Origin of the sequence: Lewinella sp., from assembly GCF_050633125.1 — a bacterium.
GTDB lineage: Bacteria > Bacteroidota > Bacteroidia > Chitinophagales > Saprospiraceae > Lewinella.
The window spans coordinates 1-24286 of the sequence record NZ_JBOEFX010000097.1; the positions used below are offsets into that span (position 1 = coordinate 1).

The window sequence follows — 24286 nt, forward strand, 5'->3', positions numbered from 1 at the left end:
CTCCAGCGTCAATACACAAGTCGGCTGGCGCTGTCAAAGTGACTACGGGAAGTGCGAATACTTCTATATCATCTGTGGCTGCATCTACACAGCCGTTAACCCCTACCGTATAAGTAATCGTATGCGTACCAGTGCCTGCAGTTGCAGGATCGAAACTGTATGTCATACCATTCCCGCCATCCGTAACACCTGGACCACTGTAAACACCGCCCATTGGGCTCCCGCCACCAAGGCCGGATTGGACACCTGCATCGATACACAAGTCGGAGGGTGCTGTAAAGGTCGCATTAGGGACAGCAAAGACTTCTACATCGTCACTTGCGCTAGCCGTACAGCTGTTTGCATCGGTAAAGGTATACGTCAAAGTATGCGTACCTGCTCCTGCAGCAGCAGGATCAAAGCTGTACGTCATACCATTGCCATCATCAGTGACACCAGAACCACTGTAAGTACCACCCGTTGGCGTACCGCCACCAAGGCCAGCCTGAACTCCTGCATCGATACACAGATCGGCAGGAGCAGTAAAGGCTACTACAGGTAATGCAAATACCTCAACATCATCAGAAGCACTATCGTTACAGCCATTAGCACCTACCGTATAAGTAATGGCATGTGTGCCAACTCCCGCAGCAGCAGGATCGAAACTGTACGTCATTCCGTTGCCATCATCGGTGACACCTGCGCCGCTGTAGACACCACCCGTTGGAGTGCCACCACCAAGGCCCGATTGAACACCTGCATCGATACATAGGTCGGCAGGAGCTGTAAAGGCAGCTGTAGGTGTCGCAAACACTTCTTTATCATCACTTGCACTGTTCGTACAGCCGTTGCCATCTGTAAAGGTATACGTAAGCAGATGCGTACCAACTCCTGCAGCAGCAGGATCGAAACTGTACGTCATTCCGTTGCCGTCATCGGTGACACCAGGACCGCTGTAAACACCTCCCGTTGGAGTGCCACTGCCAAGGCCGGTCAGTGCGCCATCAGTAACACAACAATCAGCAGGAGCAGTGAACACAACTACTGGCAAGTCGAATACTTCCACATCATCCGTGTCACTACTCGTACAGCTATTGCCATCCGTAAAGGTGTAAGTAAGCATATGCGTACCAACTCCCGCAGCAGCAGGATCAAAGCTATACGTCATGCCATTACCATCATCAGTAACACCTGCGCCGCTGTAGACACCACCCGTTGGAGTGCCACCACCAAGACCCGATTGAACTCCTGCATCAATACACAGATCGGCAGGAGCTGTCAATCCTACTACTGGTAATGTAAAGACTTCTATATCATCGCTTGCGCTAACTGAACAACTATTAGCAGCCGTGAAGGTATAGGTCAGCGTATGCGTACCAACTCCCGCAGTAGCAGGGTTAAAGCTATAGGTCATGCCATTGCCATCATCGGTAACACCTGCGCCGCTGTAGACACCACCCGTTGGAGTGCCACCACCAAGACCCGATTGGACTCCTGCATCAATACACAGATCAGCAGGGGCTGTAAACGCTACCGCAGGAAGTCCCGCAGTGGGATCCGTAATCGTTACCTGACGCTCGCATCCGTTCAAATCGGTAATCGTTACTGTCACATCTCCTCCCCCCGCTGAATTATCATTAAGCGTAAAGACTGTAGCAACATCATAAGTACCCATCATTGGACTGATACTCGTAGCTCCGCCGCCACTAACACTTACGGTATAAGTGCCACTTACGCCAGTACCTGAAGGGGTAAGGCTAAAGCTTATCCCTTCATTACCAGAACAGGCAACTCCAGCAAGGCCATCCGTATCAATCGTACAAGCACTACTACAGAAGCTACTAAGTTCTCCTGTAAAAGGATAATTATGAATCTCTGAACCGGAACCGGAATGAGTAAGATTGCCACCAATGTAGGCTCTACCATTCAGGTTTTGCTGTAAATCCAAATTACCATTAGGGATAAACACCAAGCCATTAAGGTTACCTGCCACCGTGACACTAGTCGCTTCATAAAAATTATAAACTAAATTGTAGATTAGTGCATCCGGGTCAGACCCTGTAGCACCAAACTCGGGGTCATTTACCCTACCTGCTGTTGCTCTTAGGCGGCTAGTAACTACTGCCCCCGAAACATTAAGAATAATGGTAGCTCCCGGGGCTATATCTGCGAAAAGCAAATTGTCCTGAAACCCAGGGTCCAAATCAGTTCCAGTGATGTTTATGATTTCAACTGCGGCATTGGTTCCTGTCACTGTGCGAGAGACAGCATTAAATGAGCCCGTCGCTGTAGCACTTTGCATCTCCATACTAATATGCGCTGCCTCACTTAGAAGTGTAGTATGATCCACAATGCTCGTTCCATTGTTATCAGAAGCAGTGCCATTACCAACATTCAGGGTACTTGCTCCTCCTGAATAGGCAACGTATCCGACACCGCCACCATTATTAGTCCCCATATTCAGGGTCCCTGTACCAGACATTGTACCCTCTACAGCCACCGCGTTGCCTTGATCACTTATCACGAAGGTTCCACCCCCGGATTCGCCAATACCATATCCCTTATCTATTATCAGGTTACCGCCTACAGCTAATCGTCCTTCTACTTCAGCTCCACCAGTTGACGGTACGAGAAAGTCGCCGCCCACAACGATCTGATAGGAGGCATCCAAGCCCCTGAAGGAGGGAGGCATAGGAGGACAGGAGATTGTGCTAAAAGGTGACCCTGCTTGCTCCCCTGGTGTAATTGGAGAAGGATATTCCCCTACTGTACCGCAATACGGGCTAGTGGGGTTTGAGAAAGCTACTGTAGGGTCAGGCCCAGAGCCATCAACATTTAAGTTATTCAAAATGTTATCGCACGTTTGGTCCGCCGCAGCACAAGGCATAGCCGCATCCGTACAATCCACCGTATACATACTAGGATTGTTACCAACGTTACTATCAAAGTCATTACCTACTGTATTTTCATCACAGATAGTAAGATTGGTGCCAGAATAACTCCCAGAAACGGTAATATCAGAACTACCATTGGTGACAAAAATGCCACCGTCTGTTCCTGTCACAGGAAAGTTAATAGTAAGGTCACCATCAATAATTTGGAAAGGGGCATTGATTTCACTAGCGCCATTGAAGGTTACATTACCATTAACCGTCATGCAGCTATTATTGACAAATTTCTTAGTTGGCCCCTTGTTTCCAACTATAAACTCACAGCCTCCAGAACCGAACGGACCACAAGCCGTATTGACATCTCCATAATTATATAAGTTGCCATGGTTGAAAAAGTAGCGGCTGATATTGATTTCTCCATAATTATCGAAGACATCTGCTTCATTGTTCTCAAGGCTAGAGAAGTTCATAATACCAGAGTTCGTCACAGCAACAGGCCCAATAAGGAGAAGTTGGCCAGTTAGCCCTTCTGCTTCTAATACACCACCGCTCAGGTTATTGAAGGTCGTGCCGTTTTGCCCACCAATCTGACCATTAGTCCCAGTGAAAGTGAATGTACCGGCATTGTTAACTGTGATAGGCCCGTTGATGGTGGAAGAAGTTTCCATCGACCCTCCTGGATAAATATTAATAACAGTAGTGCTATTAAAACTCATTGAATTTGGCACAATGACGCTACCATATATTTCAATCGTTACATTCGCAAAGGTTCCACCAAAGTTCTGTGTCCAGGTAACGCCCGCTGGTACGCAAATAACATTACCCGTCCCATTGAAATTGAAGAACACATCATCAACACTTGCTGAAAAGCAGGCGGTTTGATTACCGGACATGTTCACATTTTGTGAGTTCGTATTAATGTCGAAATCGCAGACTGCGGGACATTGTGCTTGAAGATTTAGCGTACTAAATAACGCCAAGATGAGGCCAAGCGTGTAGCTCAAGTAATGGTTTTTCATGTGATTTAAATTTATTGTATTTACATGCGAGGAAGAATATTTTCCTGTCAGGTAATTACAAGTGTATTATGCAAAAGCAACTAAAATTGCGTACAAGAATGCCCCTTTCATCTGATGATGACAAAGGAGAAGTTTTTATCAATTTATTTTCTAAGGAAAAGCTACACTAATCAAGCCAAAGAATCAGCTATACATATGTATTTTTCAATACGACTACAGGTTATAATACTTCGAAGGAAACGCCTTCTCAATATTTCGCCATAACAAACTAAAAACCAACACAGTAAAACATGATGCAAATGTCATGCATTTAAAAGTAAAAACCAAATATATTTTATACTTTTTTACATAAAAGTATTCCTATCTTTAGAAACAGGGGGGCTTTATTACTAAAAAATACTCTTAAAAAAGAAATGCCTTAAACCCTTTGCTTCTATTGCCCCTAAATCATTTTTCCTGGTATTGAATTAAAACAGGCATTCGAAAAAGATTATTCGAGCGGTCTTTTTCATAAAAAAGCTGTAGAGGGTCAATTTCTATTTCCAGCCAGTACTCACCAGAAGGAAGGTCTTCTGGCAACTGTAAGAATTGCCCTTCATATAGCATACCATAAGTATCATAACCTCCTACACTAATCCCCTGCTGCTCAGCATTGCAAGATGCATAATGTCCGAATCCATAGTTGGGTAAGTTCTTCTCACCAAATACTTGGCCCTGCCAAGTACAAAGACTATCTAAATTATTGCAGATTCCTGTATCAAACAAGCAATAACTCACCTTTCTCCCTTCCGCAATAAGCGTTTTTTTCAAATTCCCATCTTCCTCCTTAACTAAACGAAACTCCACCCAATCATCTACATGAAAATGGTCATGTCCAGGTTTATCATCATAATAGTTAAAACCGGCACTACGGTCTTCCCAACTCAACTCTCCATCTGCCAGATGATAAATGCGCTGCGTAAGTTCTTGACGAGCATATTCCCCGTCTGCACAAAGACTATTGCGAACAACCTCATCTTCGCCACAGTACCAACGGTCGCTTCCTCTTGTTTCCATGGGGCCATCCCCGACATTAGCGATGGTAGCGGCAAAGCGCAATTGCCCTCCATAATACGGATGATCAAAAGGATACTCTTTAATCTGTGAGCGGGTAAAACTTTCGAGAATAATAAAGTCCGGTAATAAATCACAACTATCTGTTAAACCAGGGCATTGACATGCTTCCGGGTAATTCTCATTACAAGGCCGTTGTTTTTCGTCAGAATAGTCCCCTTCTTCAAAATGAAGGGTAAAACTATTCAAGGTACCCGTTTCGCCCTCTCGCAAATCACGAATCCGCAGCCACCACGTTCCATTAGGGTTCTGGCCATTATTAAGAAAACTCATACGCCCGTCTGGTATATATTCTCCATTAACAAACGGAGGATTAGCCTGATGTATATAACCAGAGAAGCCATTCATCCGAAAACAAGCTTGATAATAGTCCCTTGCCTCTGCACCACCATTACGGTTAGTCAGCCAAATAGTACTCCCATCAGGGCTTTGCAACTCTACTTTTATATCCGATACCCGCGGGTGGATAATCGTTATACACACCTTCCCTAACCCAAAACCATCACCTAAATGGCCAGATAACCCATTTACCTGAATGGGAAATGAATCGACTATTAACGGCCCAGAATAATCTGAAATACGACCACCTGGAGCAATGAACGATTGTGCAAACAAGGGCATCAAACAACCTAATAATAAGAAAAGTAGTATGATTGAATTTCGCACATGAAGCAGCATAACTAATGGTGTTACCTTATATTGTTAATATATCTTGATCCGTAATGTAGTGAAAATGACACGAAACACACCGCTATTACTTACGATCGCAAAGAACTCTCTTTTCCTTTATTATAATCGGATTCAATAAAAAGGCATTATAAATAAGGCGTCATCAGATTTCCCTGATGACGCCTTATTTATTTACTTTCTATTGTGATAGTCATTGCCCCCCTACAGCTTCACCATCCGCCGGCTGATCTGGCGACCATCAAAGGTGAGGGTGTAGAACAGCACGCCGGCAGGGAGGCCCTCGCCGCGGATGGCCTGCTGCTGCTTACCGGCATCGGCGCGTTGCTGATATTGTTGCAATACCTTGCCGGTGGCATCTGTTATTTCCAGAAGGTAGTTTCCTGCTTGTGGCAAGTAAAAGCTTATCTGGGTAGTCTCCCGGAAAGGATCAGGGTGATTCTTGAGCAATACTGCTTCCTGTCCGTAGTCGTTGAATTGGAGCTGTAGATCGTACTCCGCCAGCGCATGGTCATAGGCGATAGAAGGCACCCTGCCACTTACAGCGAGCACGTCCGCTAATTTGGCGTCAGCCTTTGCTGCTACAACTAGTGTAAACAACGGCTCGTTGCTGCTGGTCTTTTGGGCCAACCAAATGCCCTTCAGCAAACCACGCTCCATAAGCGCTGTGTTCATCTGCTCGGCTTTCACCTGGCCTTCTTCTACTTCCAGTACCTCTAGTACTTCGGTGTTCAAAGCCAACTCTACTTCCAAGCCGCTGAGTTGCTCCAAGTTATTGGCGCGGATAGGGATACGGTAAATATCCCCTGCACGTAGATCGTAGTCAGGTGCTTCCAGTAGCCACTTGCCATTGGTACGGTCTTCGGCTTGCGCCATGACGCCGTCGCTACTAACTGAGCCGTTCAGGTCACCGATTTTGATGCCGATAAAGTCTTGGGCAAACTGACAAACCAGTAGGTTAAAGTAGCGGTAGGAATCCGGAATCTCGGCAGCTATGTCCGTCAATGGGAATTCCGAGGGCACAAAGCGCCAGCTTGTATTCGCAGGGAAAGTCTCGATGCGACCGAGTAACAATTGCTGCATCCACAAGAGGTCTAGTGTCGTCACCTCGCCATCATTCGTAATATCAGCAGCCAATAATACGTAAGGGTCAGTGATAATTTGTTGCAAAAGTAGGTGCCGTTGCAGAATAATTAGATCCAGGGTCGTGACACCGTTGCCTGTATCATCATTCTTATATGGCTTCACTTCATAATTGGTCGAGAAGGTCAATTGCGGGAACTCAAACTTACCATCATCAATGGTAAAGGAGTTTTCATCAAAAATATCATCAATGCTCAACTGCACCTCTACCCCACTCATGGGCTGGTTGGTACGTGTACGAATGACGCCTTCTATTTCCAGTTCATTCTCGGCACAAGCGCTACAAACTTCATTGGCATCCTGTACAGAAATAATCACAGTACAGTGCTGGTAATTAGGTCCTCCGGTACTGCCATCAGGCTGAAGTGCGTAAGGGTTATTTGCATTGTCCCGAACGACGATTTCACGTGCTGCCTGATAACGATCTTCACAAGTCAACACCAGGTTATCAGCACTAAAGTCGGCAGTCATCCCTGGCAGATTGACCGAGTAGGCATAATCACCAGAACAATCCATTTCGGCCATATCAGCCAACAAGGCAGCTGATAAAATCACAGCTGCTTCGTCGAGAATGCCATCACCATTGAGGTCTGTAGCCGGAACGACAGGTGCAAGCTGTACTTCCATAGCGGTCACACAAGTCGGAGTTGCTACGAAACAATCTGCCACTGTAAAGGCGATGCGCTCACTGCTCAGGTTATTACAACCATCGGTGGCCGCAAAAACAAATGCGTGGTCACCAACGGGGAAGTTACCTTCTATCAGGAAGGAATTATTCGTCCGGGTGAGTACGCTGGTTTCCGTAAGGTCAAGGTCATTGGTGCCGTCATTATCCTGATCGAGGAAGAGTTGTACTTCCGTGCGCTCTGGCAAACAGGCGTCTTCCAATTCTACGACGATACTCACCAATCCTTCGCAAGACTCATCTGTCGTACAGAATGCGGCTGGCGTTCCGAAAGCAACCACAGGCGCTGTTTCGTCCTGAATACTGATGACTTGGGTATACTCCCAAGCACCTACATTCGGCAAATCACGCCAGTATCCGGCAGGGTTGGTAGCACAGTTTTGGCCGGCAGGCGGAAACTGGTTGAAGGCTTCACTATCTGCATCTGCAAAAGCACTACCATTGTTCACGACCAACCAAACATCTTCCGTTCCTTCTTCTACTGCACAGTTTTCATTACGACTCAATACAGTAGGTGTGCTTTCGCCGTCGTATTCACAATCATTGACGATGAGGTAAGTTCGTGCTAAACGCAAACACTCCTCCCCTTCTGTAGCTAATTCAACATCTTCATAGGTAACTGTGAAATTTCCACAACCACCATTGATAAATTCTAGTGTTTCCAAACCAGCAACGCAATCCGTCATTTCATCTTTAGGGAAACGAATGCGGTAGGTGTTGTTACGATTTATCGTAATCATTTGCTCGTAAACTTCTGCTGTCGTGTTTCCTGCACCATCCGTGGCCATAAAGAGGCGGCGAATGCTTCCCAGATCGCAATCATCCCAGCTGAGTTCGGGCGTCATTTCCACGATCTCTGCGGTACAATTATCGGTTACTTCCGGCATCCCGAAGAGGGCTACGCGCTGGACGGAGTCCATGGGTTCAAACCCTAATGGCAAAGCACTACAGGGCAAGGTGAGCGTTTCCAAGCCGGCAAGCTCTGGCGCAACATCATCGATCACAGTGATCATCACATTACAGCCGTTGATGTTACTATCGGCATCCATCACTTGAAGTTCTACCAGGAAGGTTTCCCCAGCATCACAGCATTCAAATGCCAACTCACCGGTCCAGTCACCGAAGGTTCCTGCCATATCTCCAGCGCAAGCATCGGTTCCTTCATTGTAGAAACGGCGCATGAGCAAACTTGGCGGTTCACAATTATCATAGCTACCCAAGTCCAGGTTTTCTGGGTATAAAAGGTTGGTATTATCCTCTTCTACCGTCACTGTTAGGCTATTGCGGCAGATGGCTGTTGGTACTTGCAGGTCAGCAATTCGCATTTGACAATTGCTCTCTATCTGGTTGCCATCAAGGTCTTCGGCAATATAATGCAGCGTGTAGTCCCCTGTTTCAAGGTTAGCTACCGAGCGGGCACCATCAAATTCAATGGTTTCAATTAATTCATCATCTACCACTCTGATCAACTCTGTGGTAATGGTCCAATCGTCTATCCGGCTTTCATCACAGAAGCCAACGAGTTCGGCCAGCGGGATATCAACTGTAGCGGTACAATCCAGTGGGTCAACATCGTAGACCAATACATTATCGTCAGGACAACTACAGCCATCGCCGCCAATAGGGCAAACCAAACGTGGGGGCCCAAATGGTCCTATTTTGATCTGCTGAGGGATGATATAAAGGGTATCCCCATTACATACATCAGTGATGGTCCACTCTCTGGTCAAGTCCAAAATCAGATCTGTAGTGATCGGGTTTGGAATATCCTTGTAGGAAACCGCCAGATTAAAGATCGTCGTTTGGTTAAATAACGTATCATAGTCCTCACCACCACTTACCAGCGGATAGCCAGTATCCTGAGGAGAAGGGTACCCGTTTTCATTAAGACCATAATCATCGCCACACTGGAAAGTCGCCGTTGCCGGTGGCAATACAATGTCATCAATCGTCGGGCGACGGAAAGTCAACTGTTGATCACAGCTATCGGGCTGTCCAGCTGATTCCATGATAAACGTGCGATAAATATGAGCATCTGCACAATTGTCATCAAAATCCAGTTCATCCTGGAAGTACAAGCTATCAAGACCACAAAGTGGCTCCACCGATGGGTAACCGACGGTAGCCTGGCTAGCAGAATTCCCCTGTGTCCAAAGGATATGATTGTAAGTCAAATCTTCACTTAGCGTATCGTAAGGCATAAAGGTGGAAGTTACCTCTTCGCTATTGACCGTCATGGGTACATCGCGGTAAGAAACGACAACCCAAGCATAATTACCAGACGCTTCTATTCCGTAAGTAGAAGCTACCAGCGAATAGTTTTGACTAGGCTTCAGCGACTGTGTAAAGTGATTGACCAGGTGCATATCCTGAGAGAACATTCCGGTCGTATCAATCATAGGATTGATGGTCTCCATGTCCTCGTTATTATCCAGTTCATCTGGATAACTCACATTGAAACAACAAGGATCATCGTATCCGGTATAACTTCCGTTGAACAACATACCTGCACCATCAGCATCACCGAGGTCTTCTAATTCTGGCGACAATGGAATGTCCGAGAAGAAAAAGAACGAGTAAACATTATCGGCGGTATCAATTGGTCCTGGAGTCGTTACATCGACTGGTTCCATAAAGCGATCTCCTAATAAAATAGGGGTAGAACTAAACGCCAGGAAACACGGTGCTTCCTCTACGACAAGGTCATCTTGGTCCAAGTGTCCTTGCAAAATCTGGATACTACCAATGAAGTTTCTCTGACTAGTATCTTCCGGACAGAACAGTGCTGGCGTTGGCGGGTTGATTTCAATGGTTTCACCACAATCGGCAACACTGTCAGATATATTCACACTCAGGACGCCCTCGCTATAACTGTGAGGTACAGATTCTACCAGCTCACCATAGTTGCCAGTCGTACCATCATTGGCTATCCAACTATCGCTAGTATTCACACCATCAACCAAGATGGTATAAACATAAAAATCATCGCTGCTATCTTCCGGCGTTCCGGCATCATCACACACTACTGTATTAAGAGTGGTGATAACCATACACTGAAAAGAACAAGGTGCAGGAGGCATGATCGTTACTGACCCCGTACAAGAAGCATCCTCTACATCCTGAATGACCATATCAAAAGCACCATCGGATATGAGGAAAGGTCCTTGTGTAATGGCCGTGCCATAAGCACCGCTATTGCCTGAAGGCTGAATCCAGCCAGCACCATTGTTATTAACACCTTCAGCCAGTAGATCAAACGTAAACAGGTCGTCATCAGGGTCAGATGGCGTGCCATTGTCCAAACACTGATAATTGGATACCGTTACCTCCATAGCACATTGATCAGAACAGCTCGTTGGTGCAGTTACCTGCAAACTAAAGGTACAGTTGTTATCCGCGCTGTCTGTAAAACCGAGGTCGACATCACCATCCGCGACCGTGTAGGGCCCAAAAGCTACTGGTGTATCGTAAGCACCGGTGGTGCCGTCATTTGCCGTCCAATTGGTACCAAGGTTATCTCCTGTAACCGTTACCGAAAAGGTAAAGGTATCGTCGGTGGGGTCAACTGGCGTATCATTGTCATTACAAACCACATTGGTTACGACGGCATCGTTTATAATACAAGCCGTTGAGCACGATGGTGGTGCAACAAAAGAAGTGGTGAGGGCACAGCCAGGCACTTCATTGTCCGTAAAGGTTAAGCTCACATTGCCTCCTGAAATCGGGAATGGCCCTAGTGTTACCCATTCTCCGTAAAGGCCGGTTTGGCCATTGGTGCTTGTCCAAGAGGTTCCGCCATTGGCAGCCGTAACTCTTACTAAAATGGTATAAGTATCATCATCACCATCAAAAGGAGTGCCGTTATCATTACACTGAATGAGGCTTTGCTGTAAAGTCAGCGCACAAACATCAGAACAAGTGCCGGGAGGAACGATAAAAATTGGCAGATTACAATCTGGATTTCCCGGATCAAAGACTTGAAAATCGATGTTCCCGCCACTGATAGGGTAAGGCCCCATTAGCATTGTTGTACCATAAGCGCCACTGGTATTATTGGGGTCGTTGGCCAACCAATTACCGGAACTGGCATTGTAACCGGTGACCTCTAGCGTGAACGTAAAAATATCGTCGCTAGCATCGGAAGGCGTACCATTGTTGTCACAGATATTTGGACCTACGCTACCATCGAGGAAACAATCCGGAGAACAAGTCTCGGCTGGTGCTTCAAAGGTGTGGCTAATGCTACAGGTATTGTCTTCGCTATCGGTAAAGGTCAAGGTTACATCACCTTCTGATAGCGGGTTGTTTTCGTAAGTATAGCTGGTGCCGTAGTTCCCTGTACTACCATCAGAAGCCGTCCAGCTACCGCTGGCATTTGCACCGGTTATTTCAAATGTAAACGCAAAAGTATCATCGGCAGGGTCGTAGCTCGTGCCATTGTCGTTACAGATGGAGTTTGTTGTAACAACAGACAGTGCACAATCATTGGAACAACTAGAAGGTAGTACAATAAACAGGGGCAGATTACAATCTGGGTTACCAGGATCTACCACCAGAAAATCGAGGCTCCCGCCGCTGATCGGGTAAGGCCCCATTGTAATCATCGTACCGTAAGTACCCGCTGTGTTATTGGGGTCATTGGCCGACCAAGCAGTTGTGCTTGTATTGTAGCCCGTAATTGCCAAGGTGAACGTAAACGTATCATCACTTGGGTCTGAAGGAGTACCATTGTCATTACAAATATTAGGCCCCACACTACCATCGAGGAAACAATCCGGAGAACAAGTCTCTGCTGGTGCTTCAAAGGTGTGGCTAATGCTACAGGTATTGTCTTCGCTATCGGTAAAGGTCAAGGTTACATCACCTTCTGATAGCGGGTTATTTTCGTAAGTGTAGCTGGTACCGTAATTCCCTGTGCTACCGTCAGACGCTGTCCAGCTGCCGCTGGTATTCGCGCCCGTTATTTCAAAAGTAAAAGCAAAAGTATCATCGGCAGGATCGTAGCTCGTGCCATTATCGTTACAAACAGAACTGCTGGCCTCAATTGCCAGATCACACTGATCGGAACAGGTTGTTGGTGCAGGAATCGAAAGCGTTGTACTACAAGCAGCACCAAAGAATCCATCAGTAATAATTAATTCCAAATCACCGCTGGCAATAGCTAAAGGCCCAACCGTAACTACTTCATCATAAGCCCCTGTAACGGTTTGTCCATTAACGAGGGTACGCCAACCACTGCTTCCATTACTCCCTGAAACTACTAGTTGGAAAGTAAAGACATCATCATCGGGATCAGATGGCGTGCCGTTTGAGTCACAAGCGACACTGCTAACCGCGATGGTAGCGTCGAGTTCACAAGCAGGAGGCACCATGGTAACACAGTCGCCATCGTCTTCATCACCGGCGTCATCAGCACACTGGTTATTGCCATTGGTATCTACGCCGTTGCCGGGGGTAGAATCGGGGTCACCTTGCGCAGAATAGGTGATTTCTGCAAGTATCGTATAATCGAAAGCAGGTGCGACAGTGCCCATAAAGGTCAATGTCAGGCTCTCTCCTACTTCCAGGCTCAGGTTTTCCCAATCAATGGTATTGCCATTGAGGGTGCCACCAGCGGAAAGTGGTACCACATTGACAAGACCTACAGGCCAAAGGGTATTGACTGTAAAACCACCAGCATTGAAAGGCCCCTGATTTGTGACCGTAATCGTGAAGGTAATAGCGCTACCTATATCTGCCAAAGGGCTATCGACATCAATATCTAATTCCAGATCGGTAGGACAAGCAAATTGGCTTAGCTCGTGGGTGTCCGTAAAAGAGCAACCATTTTGGTCGGTAATTTCAAGGGTATAAGTTCCAGGGGTATTTACCTCTATTTCTTCGGGTGCATCTGGGCCGCTGGCAATGATACCATCCGGGCCAGACCAAGTAAGTTCTGCGATAGCTGCATTAGAGAAAAAGTTGACACCCAAAGTCGTGGTTTCGCCCTCACAGATTTCCGTTTCGGCTTCAATCTCTACACTAATCAGTGGCACACCCACCATATCGACAGCAAATACATTGGCAAACCACCAGGTGTTAAGGCTGTTTTTATCACCATAACCGGTGGTATTGTTGTCATTAATCATGGAACAATCATCTGTTTGAGGATTGAAATTATTCCATGTTCTACAACCAGGAGTGGTACAATCACAACCGCCGCGACCATCTTTAGGCTGCCCTGTGCCAGGATCATCAATAATGTTACGATCATCCCAATAGAGAATATCGGTTTGGCCACTAGTTGTACACAAAGGACGAATGGGTTCTACACAGAAACCATCTTTCAGGAATTCTGTATCATAAACAGCCCAATGTTGAATCCCTTGCGTATAATTTACAGAGAGGTTGAGCTGCGTCCCCGGGTCGACAGGGGTACCGTCGCCCAATAGACCGTCCCAACTCAGGCAAGTTGACAGGGGTTGACCTGGGAGGAACCGATGCAATAAGCGGCGATCTATATCTATATCAAAAACACCATTCTCGTTGATATCCAAAATAACCTCTACCTGCCCTGGCTGGGTGACGGTTACGTCGAGGCAGTAGGCTTCCGATCCGGCACAGTTGAAAAACGGAGCGACCGTCAGTTCTCCACATTCCCCATCAGGGAAAACGGCAGGATCAGGTGGTGCTAAAAAAACAAGGTGTTCGGCAAAATCATCTGTGACGTTTTCCGCAGGAATAGACATCCGATCTATCCCCAAGTCCCCTGTTTGTCCAGGGCCACTGCTATTAAAGGCCATGGTAAACGATAATCCTTGCAGGCCAGAATCTGCAAAATCGATTTGTGTAACAAAACCATCCGTCGTATAAGAGTAGAGTTTGCCGTTGAATCGGCGATCCCAAACACACTCTGGCTGTGTATTACCAACCGTAGGAGTACGAAAAGCCCAGTTTCTTGAAAATACGCGCCCTGGGATCTCTACCCCATTATCAGCTACCGTAAAATCCCAGTATCCAATATGATCTACACTAATAAACTCGATATAATACAAACCTGCTTCTCCTGGCGCAAAAAGGAAACGAGCATCATCGGTTGCATAACCAACCCCGTTGTTTAACACCGCCGGACCACTAGCGTCTTCCCAGCTGCTGACATTTTCAACAAAACTATTGATACTATAAGGACCGTGTATAATTTCATCATTAGACGCCCTGCGAATTCGGTAAGAATAATTACCGGTACTGGCTGGACTACCAGACTCATTGTATTCTCGGGAAAGGCCCAGGTAGAGTACCTCCGTTGCGCTATTGAGTTGCACAAAAAGGCGACTGCCCTCCGGGCTACCCAGTGTAGCAAAATTGCCGTAATTGCCGTCCCCTACCAGTAGCATTACCATATCCGTAGGGTTGGGGGCTACCTCATGGGTGCCTTCCGCACGGACAGTCATTAAGGATAACAAAACAAGGCTCAAAAACAGTGACCACTTTAAGGTATACTTTCGATAGAATCGTGTTGTTTCGTATTTGTTGTTCATAACCTGACCGGTGTTAATCATAGTGTAGGGTACCAAAAACTGATTCTCTGACATTTTTTACAAAAATGTCAGAGAATGAAAAAACTTATTGTGCTACAATCATTTTGCGACTCAACTGTTGGCCACCAAAACGAAGGGTATATGAATATAAGCCATTAGGCAATTGCCCGGCTTTAATTCTCACTTCATTCGCGCCCGCCGTAAATTCGTCGCGGATTGTAAGTATTCTGCGTCCGCTGATATCGTGTATTTCGATAATAGCCGACCCATCTTCCGGCAAATCAAACGGAATCACCGTTTGAGCTGTCACCGGATTGGGAATATTTTGATAAAGTGCCATTCCGGTGCTTGCTTGACCGAAGTAGCCCAACTCAATATTCATTACACGGTTTTCACTACTGCGTTCGTAAGCCTCCGCAATGGTATAGCGTGGACTTAACGTTACCCAATCAGCGATCTGCCCCGTAGCTTTTGCTCTGACAACTAGCGTCAACAGGCGGTCTTCATTGAGCAATGCTCCGTTTCGTTCCCAGCTTACCGTCAGCAAGCCTTGTGACTGTAGGTTTTTACCCCAATTATCCTGGCGCAACAAGCCCTCTTCAATCGCTAGAATTTCTAGCTTATCCTCGTTGCAATCCAGTGTAAACTGGAAACCATTAACCTTTTCCAACTCGGTGCTCATTAGCGCCAAGCGGTAGGTCTGTCCGGCTTTCACCCGAGTATCTTCCAGCAGCAGGTTCCAATCAGGAAGGCTACTGCGTTCTTCTCCGTTTTGTGCACCACCAAAGGCCGCATTCGCAGAACCGTTGATATCTCCGATTTTTATACCCATGAAATTCTGAGCATACAAACAACCATCCAAAGCCTCGACCGTAATCCATTCAGGGAATGGCGAAGACCAAGGACTCGTCGGATTCGGAAACTCAAAACCCGCAGGAATGAAGCGCCAACTGGTATTATTAGCGAAAGTATTGATATCTCCTAAGATCAAGCGACGCAATTGGATAAGGTCCAAAGTTGTCACAGAACCTGAGTTATTTACATCCGCAGCAATCAAAAGATACGGATTTGTAATCATATCTTCCCCAAGTAGATGGTTTTGAATACGAATCATATCAAGTGTGCTAATACCATTAGCCGTATCATCATTTTTGTAAGGACGGATTACATAAGTTTCTCCGGCCGGTAAATCTTCAAACTGGTAGCGACCTTCCGTTTCCGTCATCATCTCTAGCAGAATGGTAGATTCCAATTTGACTTCCACCCCTGCAATGGCTTCCGAGTTCATCGTATAGATGTCTCCACCCAAGGTCATATCGCCATCAACACAATCGTTGCAATGCCCTTCTGGATCAAGGATATTCACCTCTACCACACACATGCTGTAGTTGGGACCACCCAAGCTACCATCCGGTTGTACCAAATAAGGATTGTAAGCACCATCCCAAACATATACCTCTAGACGCACGCCAGGGCGGTCGTCACAGGTCAGGCCAATACTTTCCTGGTTCATGTTGGGCATCTCCCCTTCCCTGTTTACGGAAAAGCGCAGTGGCAGGTTACATTCAAGGATATTACAGCTTGCCAGTTGATTCGCGAAGAGCTCTAAGCCAGCTTCATTCATCTCCCCATCACCGTTGATATCTGTTCCGGCAGGCAACGTTTGCAGAATAGCATTGAGGCCTGTGAAACAGTTAGGTTCAGGAATATAGCAGTCAACAATCTGGAATGGAATAACAACATTGGTGGTATTTCCACAACCGTCGGTAACGCCTACCAACATCTGGTGGGCACCTAATGGCAGCAACGCGCGAATACCGTAGTCCGAGCCTTCTCCGTAAAGGACATCTTCAGGTTGAAGAACTTCATCCACCGTTCCATTCGCACTGAGGTCTAAACCAATCGTGAATGTCATTGCATCCGGCAAGCAGTGCTCCGTGATGGTAAACGGTAGGTCAACCATCATTTCACAAGCTGCAGATTCGGTACAAATCGGTTCCGGAGCGGTAAACTCGACAACTGGTGCCCCATTGTCAAAAATCTTGATCCGCTGCGTGTATTGCCATTGCCCCGTACTGGTGGTTTCGCGCCAGTAGCCCAGTGGGTTCAGGGTGCCGGTACAGCTCTGTCCGCGCTCGCCAATGGTCGGACTGGTGTTATTGTAGAAAGCATCGCGATCTACATAAGCGGTCGTTGGGCGACGAATCACCCACACATCTTCTTCTCCACCCACACCATCACAATCTTCATCGCGAGAGATAACCTGAGGAGGATCAATGCCGTTCCATTCGCACCAGTTGGTCACGGTATAGGTACGCGCAATGTAGAAACACTCGTTACCTTCTATCGTCAACTGGGTATCTTCGTAAGAAACGGTAATGGAATCACAGCCTACATTGAAGGCCTCTGCGCCAGGAATTTCCTGCAAGCAGTTGGTGATCTCATCTTCAGGGAAACGGATGTTGTAATTCAGTATGTATTCAATGGTGATCAATTGCTCAAAGATCGAAGCGGACTCATTGCCTACTCGGTCGATGGCCACAAAACGGCGTACAATCGTACCTGCACCACAATCACTAAGGTTTACTACTGGTGGTAATTCGACAGCTTCTGCTGAACAATTGTCTACCACTTCGGGGTTACCAAAGCGTGCAGCAAGGTCGGCTGTATCGTAAGGATCAAACCCAGCAGGTAGTTCATCACAAGTAACCGTCTCATTGAACAAGTTAGTACAGAATGGTAACGTATTGTCACGCACCAGCACCTCTGTCCAACAGGTATCTTCATTTCCGGCAAGGTCTACCACTCTCAGTTCTACGGTTACGTAAAGGCCAGCATCACAACAATTGAAGTCGACGTAGTCGCCCCATTCGCTGTAAATTGGCGTCAGCAGCGTATCACAAGTGGCAGGGTCACGGGTGAATATTCGGCGGATTTCAATCCGATCCAAATCACAATCATCGTAACTACCGTTGTCTATTGAGGCGGTGTAAACACGTGCCAAACCAAAGCCGCCGACAGAAATATCAATACCACTCACACAAATAGCCGTTGGTGGATCCTGGTCGGTGACTCGAATCCGGCAATCAACAGGTTCAGCAGCATTACCACAGTCGTCGGTTACGTAATAGCGCAACAAGTAATCTCCGATACCCAGGTCAGGAATGAAGCGAAGTTCATTGGCACCAATTGTAGTCAGTACTGTTCCGTTGAGGGTCGTAAGTTCTGTCACAACCGACCAGCCCGATTCACAAGCATCTGTAACCGTTGGGTAAGGTACTTCGATGGTCGCTGTACATTCAAATACATCAACCGGGAAGAGGATCAACTCCTGGCCCAATACTTCGTCGAAGAAGTTGGTAGGCGCACAACTCACTTCCGGTGCGGTAGAATCATTGATCGTAATCAGTTGTGTACAAGTGAAAGGACCGCCAGGGCCATAATCCACAGAGAAGGTACGAATGATGGTCACGCTACTACAGCCTTCTTCGCTGATCACTTCATCCACAAAGGTCGTTTCAACGATCAGGCAGTCGTCACCAGTAATGGTAGGTTCGCCCGTCAGGCTGAGGCTTGCAGGGTTATTCAAAATTTGATCCAAATCGCCACATGCCAAGCCGAGGGTTTCGCCAACTACATTTTCAGGACATTCAACAGCACAAGTAATTTCTATAGAACAAGGTGCCGGAGCAATAAACACGACCTGCGTCGTACAAATAGCTGAATTGCAATCAACGATATCAATCGTCACATCACCATTCGCAATCAGGAATGGCCCCGTAAGTACTGGCTGGCCATAAGTACCCACAAACGTTTCACCATTAATGGTATATGTATAACAGCTGCCAACGTTGGCGCCCGACACCGTAAAGAGACCGGAGAAAACGTCGTCACTGCCAGATGCTGTTCCTACATCCTGACAACCGAAGTTGAAGGAAGATACCGTAAGCGCACATGGATCAGAGCAGCTATTAGGTGCTGTTATCGTTGCGCTGGTGGTACAGCTAGCGTCAGTACAGTCGGTAATTAGAATTTCAAAGTCGCCATCTAGGATCAGAAGATTTTCCAATGTTACTGTTTCACCATAGTTGCCACTAAAGCTTGTTCCATCAACTTCATAGTTGAAACAATCGCCTGTACCGTTGCCTGTTACCACGAAAGTGGCCGCATAGGTATCATCAGCATCACTTGGCGTGCCCTGATCATCACAAGGTAATACTTCCGTATTTACACTAATCATGCAAGGCTCGGTGATACAATCTTCAGGTACTTCTATCGTAATATTCTGTACGCAGCTAGGGTCAGCATCGTCAAAGAAGGTGAGTAGTACAGAACTGGCAAGAGTAACGGGGTATTGCGCGACGAAGTTTTCGCCGTAGGCACCGTTGTAAGTAACACCGTCATTATCAATAGCTACCCAGGTCGTGCCTGCTACTGCCGTTACCGGAATACTTACGGTAAAGTTATCCCCTTGGCAGGTGGTACTCAATGCTCCTAAAGTGATCTCACACGGCTCTTCCGAACAAGGTGCGGGGGTCTCTAGAATCAGTTGTGCGCCACAAGTTAGTGTGTTGCAATCTACAATTTCAATAACAACATCTCCATCAGCAACCAGCAAGTCGCTTAGGAAAACAGGTATACCGTAAGTACCTGTAAGCACCTCGCCATTGAGGGTATAGGTAAAGCAATCGCCAATATTCGTCCCTGTGGCAGCGAAGAACGCCGAGAAGGTATCATCAGCAGCTTCAGACGTGCCTTGGTCATCACAATCAAACACTTGTGAGGTAATCGTAATCGCACAAGGTGGCGGATCAACACAATCGGTAGGCACATCGATGCTAACTATTGTCAAACAGTTTTCATCATCAGCATCCACGAAAGTGATAATGATCGGCCCTGCAATCTGTGTACTGTAGGTTTGCTCGAACGAAGTCGCGTAAGTACCCGACTGAGGTGCACCAAGGGCGTTATCCGTAGCGGTCCAGCCAGAAGCGCCATTGCCCTCTAACTGAATAACTACCTGGAAGAAATCATTGTCAATACAAGTTACGGTTGACTCTACTGCGTTGATCTCACAATTTGATACAGGAATAAATCCAGCATCCAAATCGAGGTTGGCCATTGCTGTAGATAGCGGCAGGTTGGCTGTCATCCCGTTCGTAGCAGAATCAACATCGCTGTCGATCGTTTCATTGCCCTGATTGATCAAGGTATAGCTATAACCATCAGGTAAAACGAAGGTTACTTGATATAGACCTTGATTAAGGTCGGTGAATAAGTAATGACCACCAGCATTGGTAAACATTTCCTGATTGACAGGTAAGCCTGTCTCCAAATCAAGGCCGCTAAGGATCACCTGAACACCACCGAGTGGTTCTTCATCAGCATCCTGCATTCCATCTTCGTCGGCATCAATCCAGGTATAGTCTCCTAAAACAGCTTGTCCAAAGAAGCGACCGATTATTGAACAGTCTTCTCCTTCAAGGTCGGTAACCGTAAAGCTTACATCTTGATTAGCGGTATAATTCTCCAACACCAATGGTTCTCCAAAAACGCCGAAGAGTGTTGGACCGTCAAAGATGACCAACTCGTAGTTGCCACCTTGCCCATTGTTCGTGATCAAGAAAGTAATATCGTATTCATCGTCTTCATGGTCAAACGGCGTACCCAAATCATCGTACGCTTGAATGATTTCGATATCAATCATACAGGTACGTTCTTCGGAACAAGGAGCGGTAGTCACGACCGTCAGACTTTGATTACACTCCGTAGGGAATTGCTGATCAAAGACGGTGAAGCTAACATCCTGTCCTACCGCAAACGGCCCTATCTCGACCGATTGCCCGTAAGCACCACTTGTTGCACCATCAGGAGTGGTTACTGTCCAGCCAGCAGAAGTGGTTCCATTTACCTGTAGGGTAAAGAAGAAAACATCATCGGTTGGATCAAATGGCGTACCATTATTATCACAACGTTTGGCAATCTCTTGCGCGTCCATATCACAGCTCAACGAGCTACAAGAAACAGGAGGTGTAATGGTGAATTCGTCTCTACAGCTGATAAATCCGTTGTCCGCAATCTGGAAGGTCGTATCGGCTCCACTTGTAGGAATCGGGAACGGCCCGAGGGTGATAATTTCATTGTAAGCACCACCATCAGTAAAGTTACCGTTACCGTCTACAAAACGCCAGCCGGTGCTCGACACATCAGGCCCAGCAGGAATGATTCTCACGCCGAAGGTGTAAGTATCATCTGTAGGATCAAACGGCGTGCCGTTGTCATCACAAATCGGCGCAAAGGTATTGATGGTAAGTTCACAACCTTCTTCACAGCTACCAGGAGCAATGAGTGGAATAGAAACTTCACACTCAGGATCAAATGCGTCATAGACTGTAATGGTGTGGTTCTCGTTAACCGGATAAGGGCCAAACTCGAATGTACCACCGTAATCGCCTTCTCCTTCTGACCATCCTTCATCTTCTGTTTCCCAACCAGCGAAAGAGTTATTTACGCCATTGATTTGAACGAAAACGTAGTATACATCATCCGAAGGATCAATAGGCGTGCCGTTAGGGTCACAAATCGGGCCAGGGTCCAACATCGTGATAGAAATCGCACAAGCATCAGAACAAGTTTCTTCCGGAGAAGTGACCGGTAGCAAAAACTGTCCACAAGTTGGTTTTTCAACATCGCGGAACAACACATTAAAGGTGCCACCACCGAAATTGGAGTAAGGCCCCAGCACTGTTGGTGTATTGTAACTGCCTGTAAAAAGGTTGTCTTGACCATCTACTGCAAACCAACCGTCGCCACCGATATTCTGTCCGGCAACTGTTACTTCAAAGTAGTATAAATCATCGCTAGGATCACTAGGCGTGCCATTATCATCACAATAAGGCAGGGTGCTTATTTCTGTTAAAATCAGACAATCTTCCGAACAAGATTCCTCTGGCATAATGATTGTCAATCCGTTAGTACAGGCATTATCTCCATTATCCGTAACTGTAATAAAGGCGGTCTCATCGTCTTGATTAAGAATCAACAAAGGAATGGTGATACTGGTGCCATAAGCCCCTGTAAATACTTGTCCACGGTTCGTTGTCAAGGTCCAGCTATCAGCAGTATTGATACCGTCGATAAAGATCGTTACGTTGATAAAGTCATCGTTAGGGTCAGTAGGTGTGCCATTGTCATTACAGCCAGTTTGCTCTACCAGTGTGAGCAGCACCTGACAAGGTACTTCAATACAGGCCGCATCGCCGTCATCCTCATCATCAGGATCGTCTTCTGTTTGGCCATCGCCATCGGTGTCGACCCCATTACCCGGCGTAGAATCTACATCAAATTCATTCGCTGTGGCAACAAATGCTTCGTTACAATATTCGCCATTTGCGGCAACGGTAACGTCAATGGTTAGGATTAAGGTTTCGCCAGCAGGCAGGTCGCCTACCGTCCACAATCCAGTTGACGGATCGTAAGAACCACCGCTCGCAGTAGAACCATTGAAAATGAAGCCCGAAGGAATCACTTCGCTAATCGTAACTCCAGTAGCACGGCTTAAGCCTTCATTGGTAAGCGCAAGGGTAAAGGTCACTGGGTCACCTGCCGTTGCCATTGTAACGGAAGCTGTTTTTTCCAATGACAAATCTGTCACTGCTTGTGGCGTAATTACCGCGCAATCATTATCATCCTCTTGCTGAGTGTTCGCATTGCCCGGCGCAGAGTCTACATCCTGTTGACCTTGGGCCAGAACCTGAGCACAGTTATTGTAGTTACCAATAGCTTCGACGTAAGCTATAATCTCCAAAGTAACATCACCTCCTGAAGCCAGCGAAGTGATGGTCCAGGCGCCAGTTGCACTATTGTAGTTGCCGCCGTTGTGATCAACATAAGTTAATCCTGTTGGCAACACATCTTCTACCACTATATTCGTAGCAATAGCAGGCCCATCGTTGGTCAGTGTTAAGGTGTAAGTAACTTGATCACCAACAAACGGTGTAGTATTGTCGACCGTTTTCGTTAGACTCAAATCAACCAATGCTGTTACGGTAATCTGTGCAGGATCGTGATCGTCCGCATCACCAGCCGCATTGCCGCTATTTACCGCGCCGGTGCCGTCACCAAGTACATAATCATCTGCCGGGCTGTTAGGCAAACCACCTGGATCATTATTGGTTTGATCAAACTCAGAATCCGCATCCTCTAAACCAAGCGCATTGTCGGCACTGCTGATTTCTGCATAGTTGATCAAGTCTCCACCTCCGTAAGCAGGATCTACCTCCAAGCTAATACTGAGTGTAGTGGTAGTTCCCGCAGGAAGCAAAGCGATAGTTTGGGTAGCAAGGTTACCACTCTCTGACCAGTCGGTTCCTACCAAATTGAATTCATCAGGAATGTAATCTGTGATTTCTACCTGCGTCGCATCGATATTCCCCTGGTTGATCACCTGGATATCGAAATTAACGATCCCCCCCGGCACAAATGGGCCAGTCGATGTCACCGTTTTGATGAGCGCCAAGTCGAAACAGTTACGTTCAATGGTGTAGGTTTGAATCAGCGTACAAGCATTCGCATCTTCGATGGTAGCCGTATAATCACCCGGCGAAAGACCGGAGATGGAAGCTCCTGTCATGCCGTTATCCCAGCTTACCGTATAGTTTGGCGTGCCACCTTCTATGGTGAGTGCTATGCTACCATCATTGCTTTCACAACTCGTATTATTAACAACTGCATTGCTAACAAGTAGCGGAGTAGGTTCAGTAACCTCGAAAGAAGCTTCATCTGCACAACCATTAGCATCCGTAACCGTGACCGCGTAAGTACCAGCGGTAAGACCAGTTGCATTATTGGTATCTCCAATAGTTACAGGGCCAGACCATGCGTAAGCATAATCAGGCGTTCCGCCCGTCACTGCCAAGAAGATGCTACCTGTAGCGAAGCCATTACAATCAGCAGCTTGTACAACCGTACCCGCAACATTGATGGCCACCGCATCCGGCTGGCTGATCGTGAACGTTGCTTCATCGGTACAACCTTGGTCATCCGTAACAGTGACCGTGTACGTACCTGCGGTCAAGCCAGTGAGGTCTTCACTTGTTGCACCCGTATTCCACAGGTAAGTGTATGGTGCTGTGCCACCTGTAACTACCAAATCAATTGTACCAGTTGCTGATCCGTTACAATCTGCATCCGTCAGAACTGTAGCGTCAACGTCAATTTCTAAAGTCGTTGGTTCGTCAATTGTGAACGTTG

Annotated in this window: 4 protein-coding genes; all 4 read right to left on the bottom strand. The window is 46.8% G+C overall.

Annotation, left to right across the window (positions count from 1 at the left end):
- The coding region (locus ACRBG0_RS20330) for a choice-of-anchor A family protein (protein WP_431488685.1) at positions 1–3763 on the bottom strand (3763 nt) is incomplete at its 3' end.
- A gap of 573 nt (positions 3764–4336) precedes the next feature.
- Positions 4337–5623: a proprotein convertase P-domain-containing protein gene (locus ACRBG0_RS20335; RefSeq protein ID WP_431488686.1), complete on the bottom strand. Its 1287-nt coding sequence runs from the start codon at positions 5621–5623 to the stop codon at positions 4337–4339.
- A gap of 270 nt (positions 5624–5893) precedes the next feature.
- Positions 5894–15034, bottom strand: coding sequence for a T9SS type A sorting domain-containing protein (locus tag ACRBG0_RS20340; RefSeq protein WP_431488687.1), 9141 nt, complete (start codon positions 15032–15034; stop codon positions 5894–5896).
- A gap of 85 nt (positions 15035–15119) precedes the next feature.
- Positions 15120–24275: an SdrD B-like domain-containing protein gene (locus ACRBG0_RS20345; RefSeq protein ID WP_431488688.1), complete on the bottom strand. Its 9156-nt coding sequence runs from the start codon at positions 24273–24275 to the stop codon at positions 15120–15122.
- Between the last annotated feature and the right edge of the window lie 11 nt (positions 24276–24286).

Bases quoted from the DNA above. Each gene is read 5' to 3' on its own strand.
- ACRBG0_RS20335 (WP_431488686.1), bottom strand. From the start codon at position 5,623: ATGCCCTTGTTTGCACAATCGTTCATTGCTCCAGGTGGTCGTATTTCA.
- ACRBG0_RS20340 (WP_431488687.1), bottom strand. From the start codon at position 15,034: ATGAACAACAAATACGAAACAACACGATTCTATCGAAAGTATACCTTA.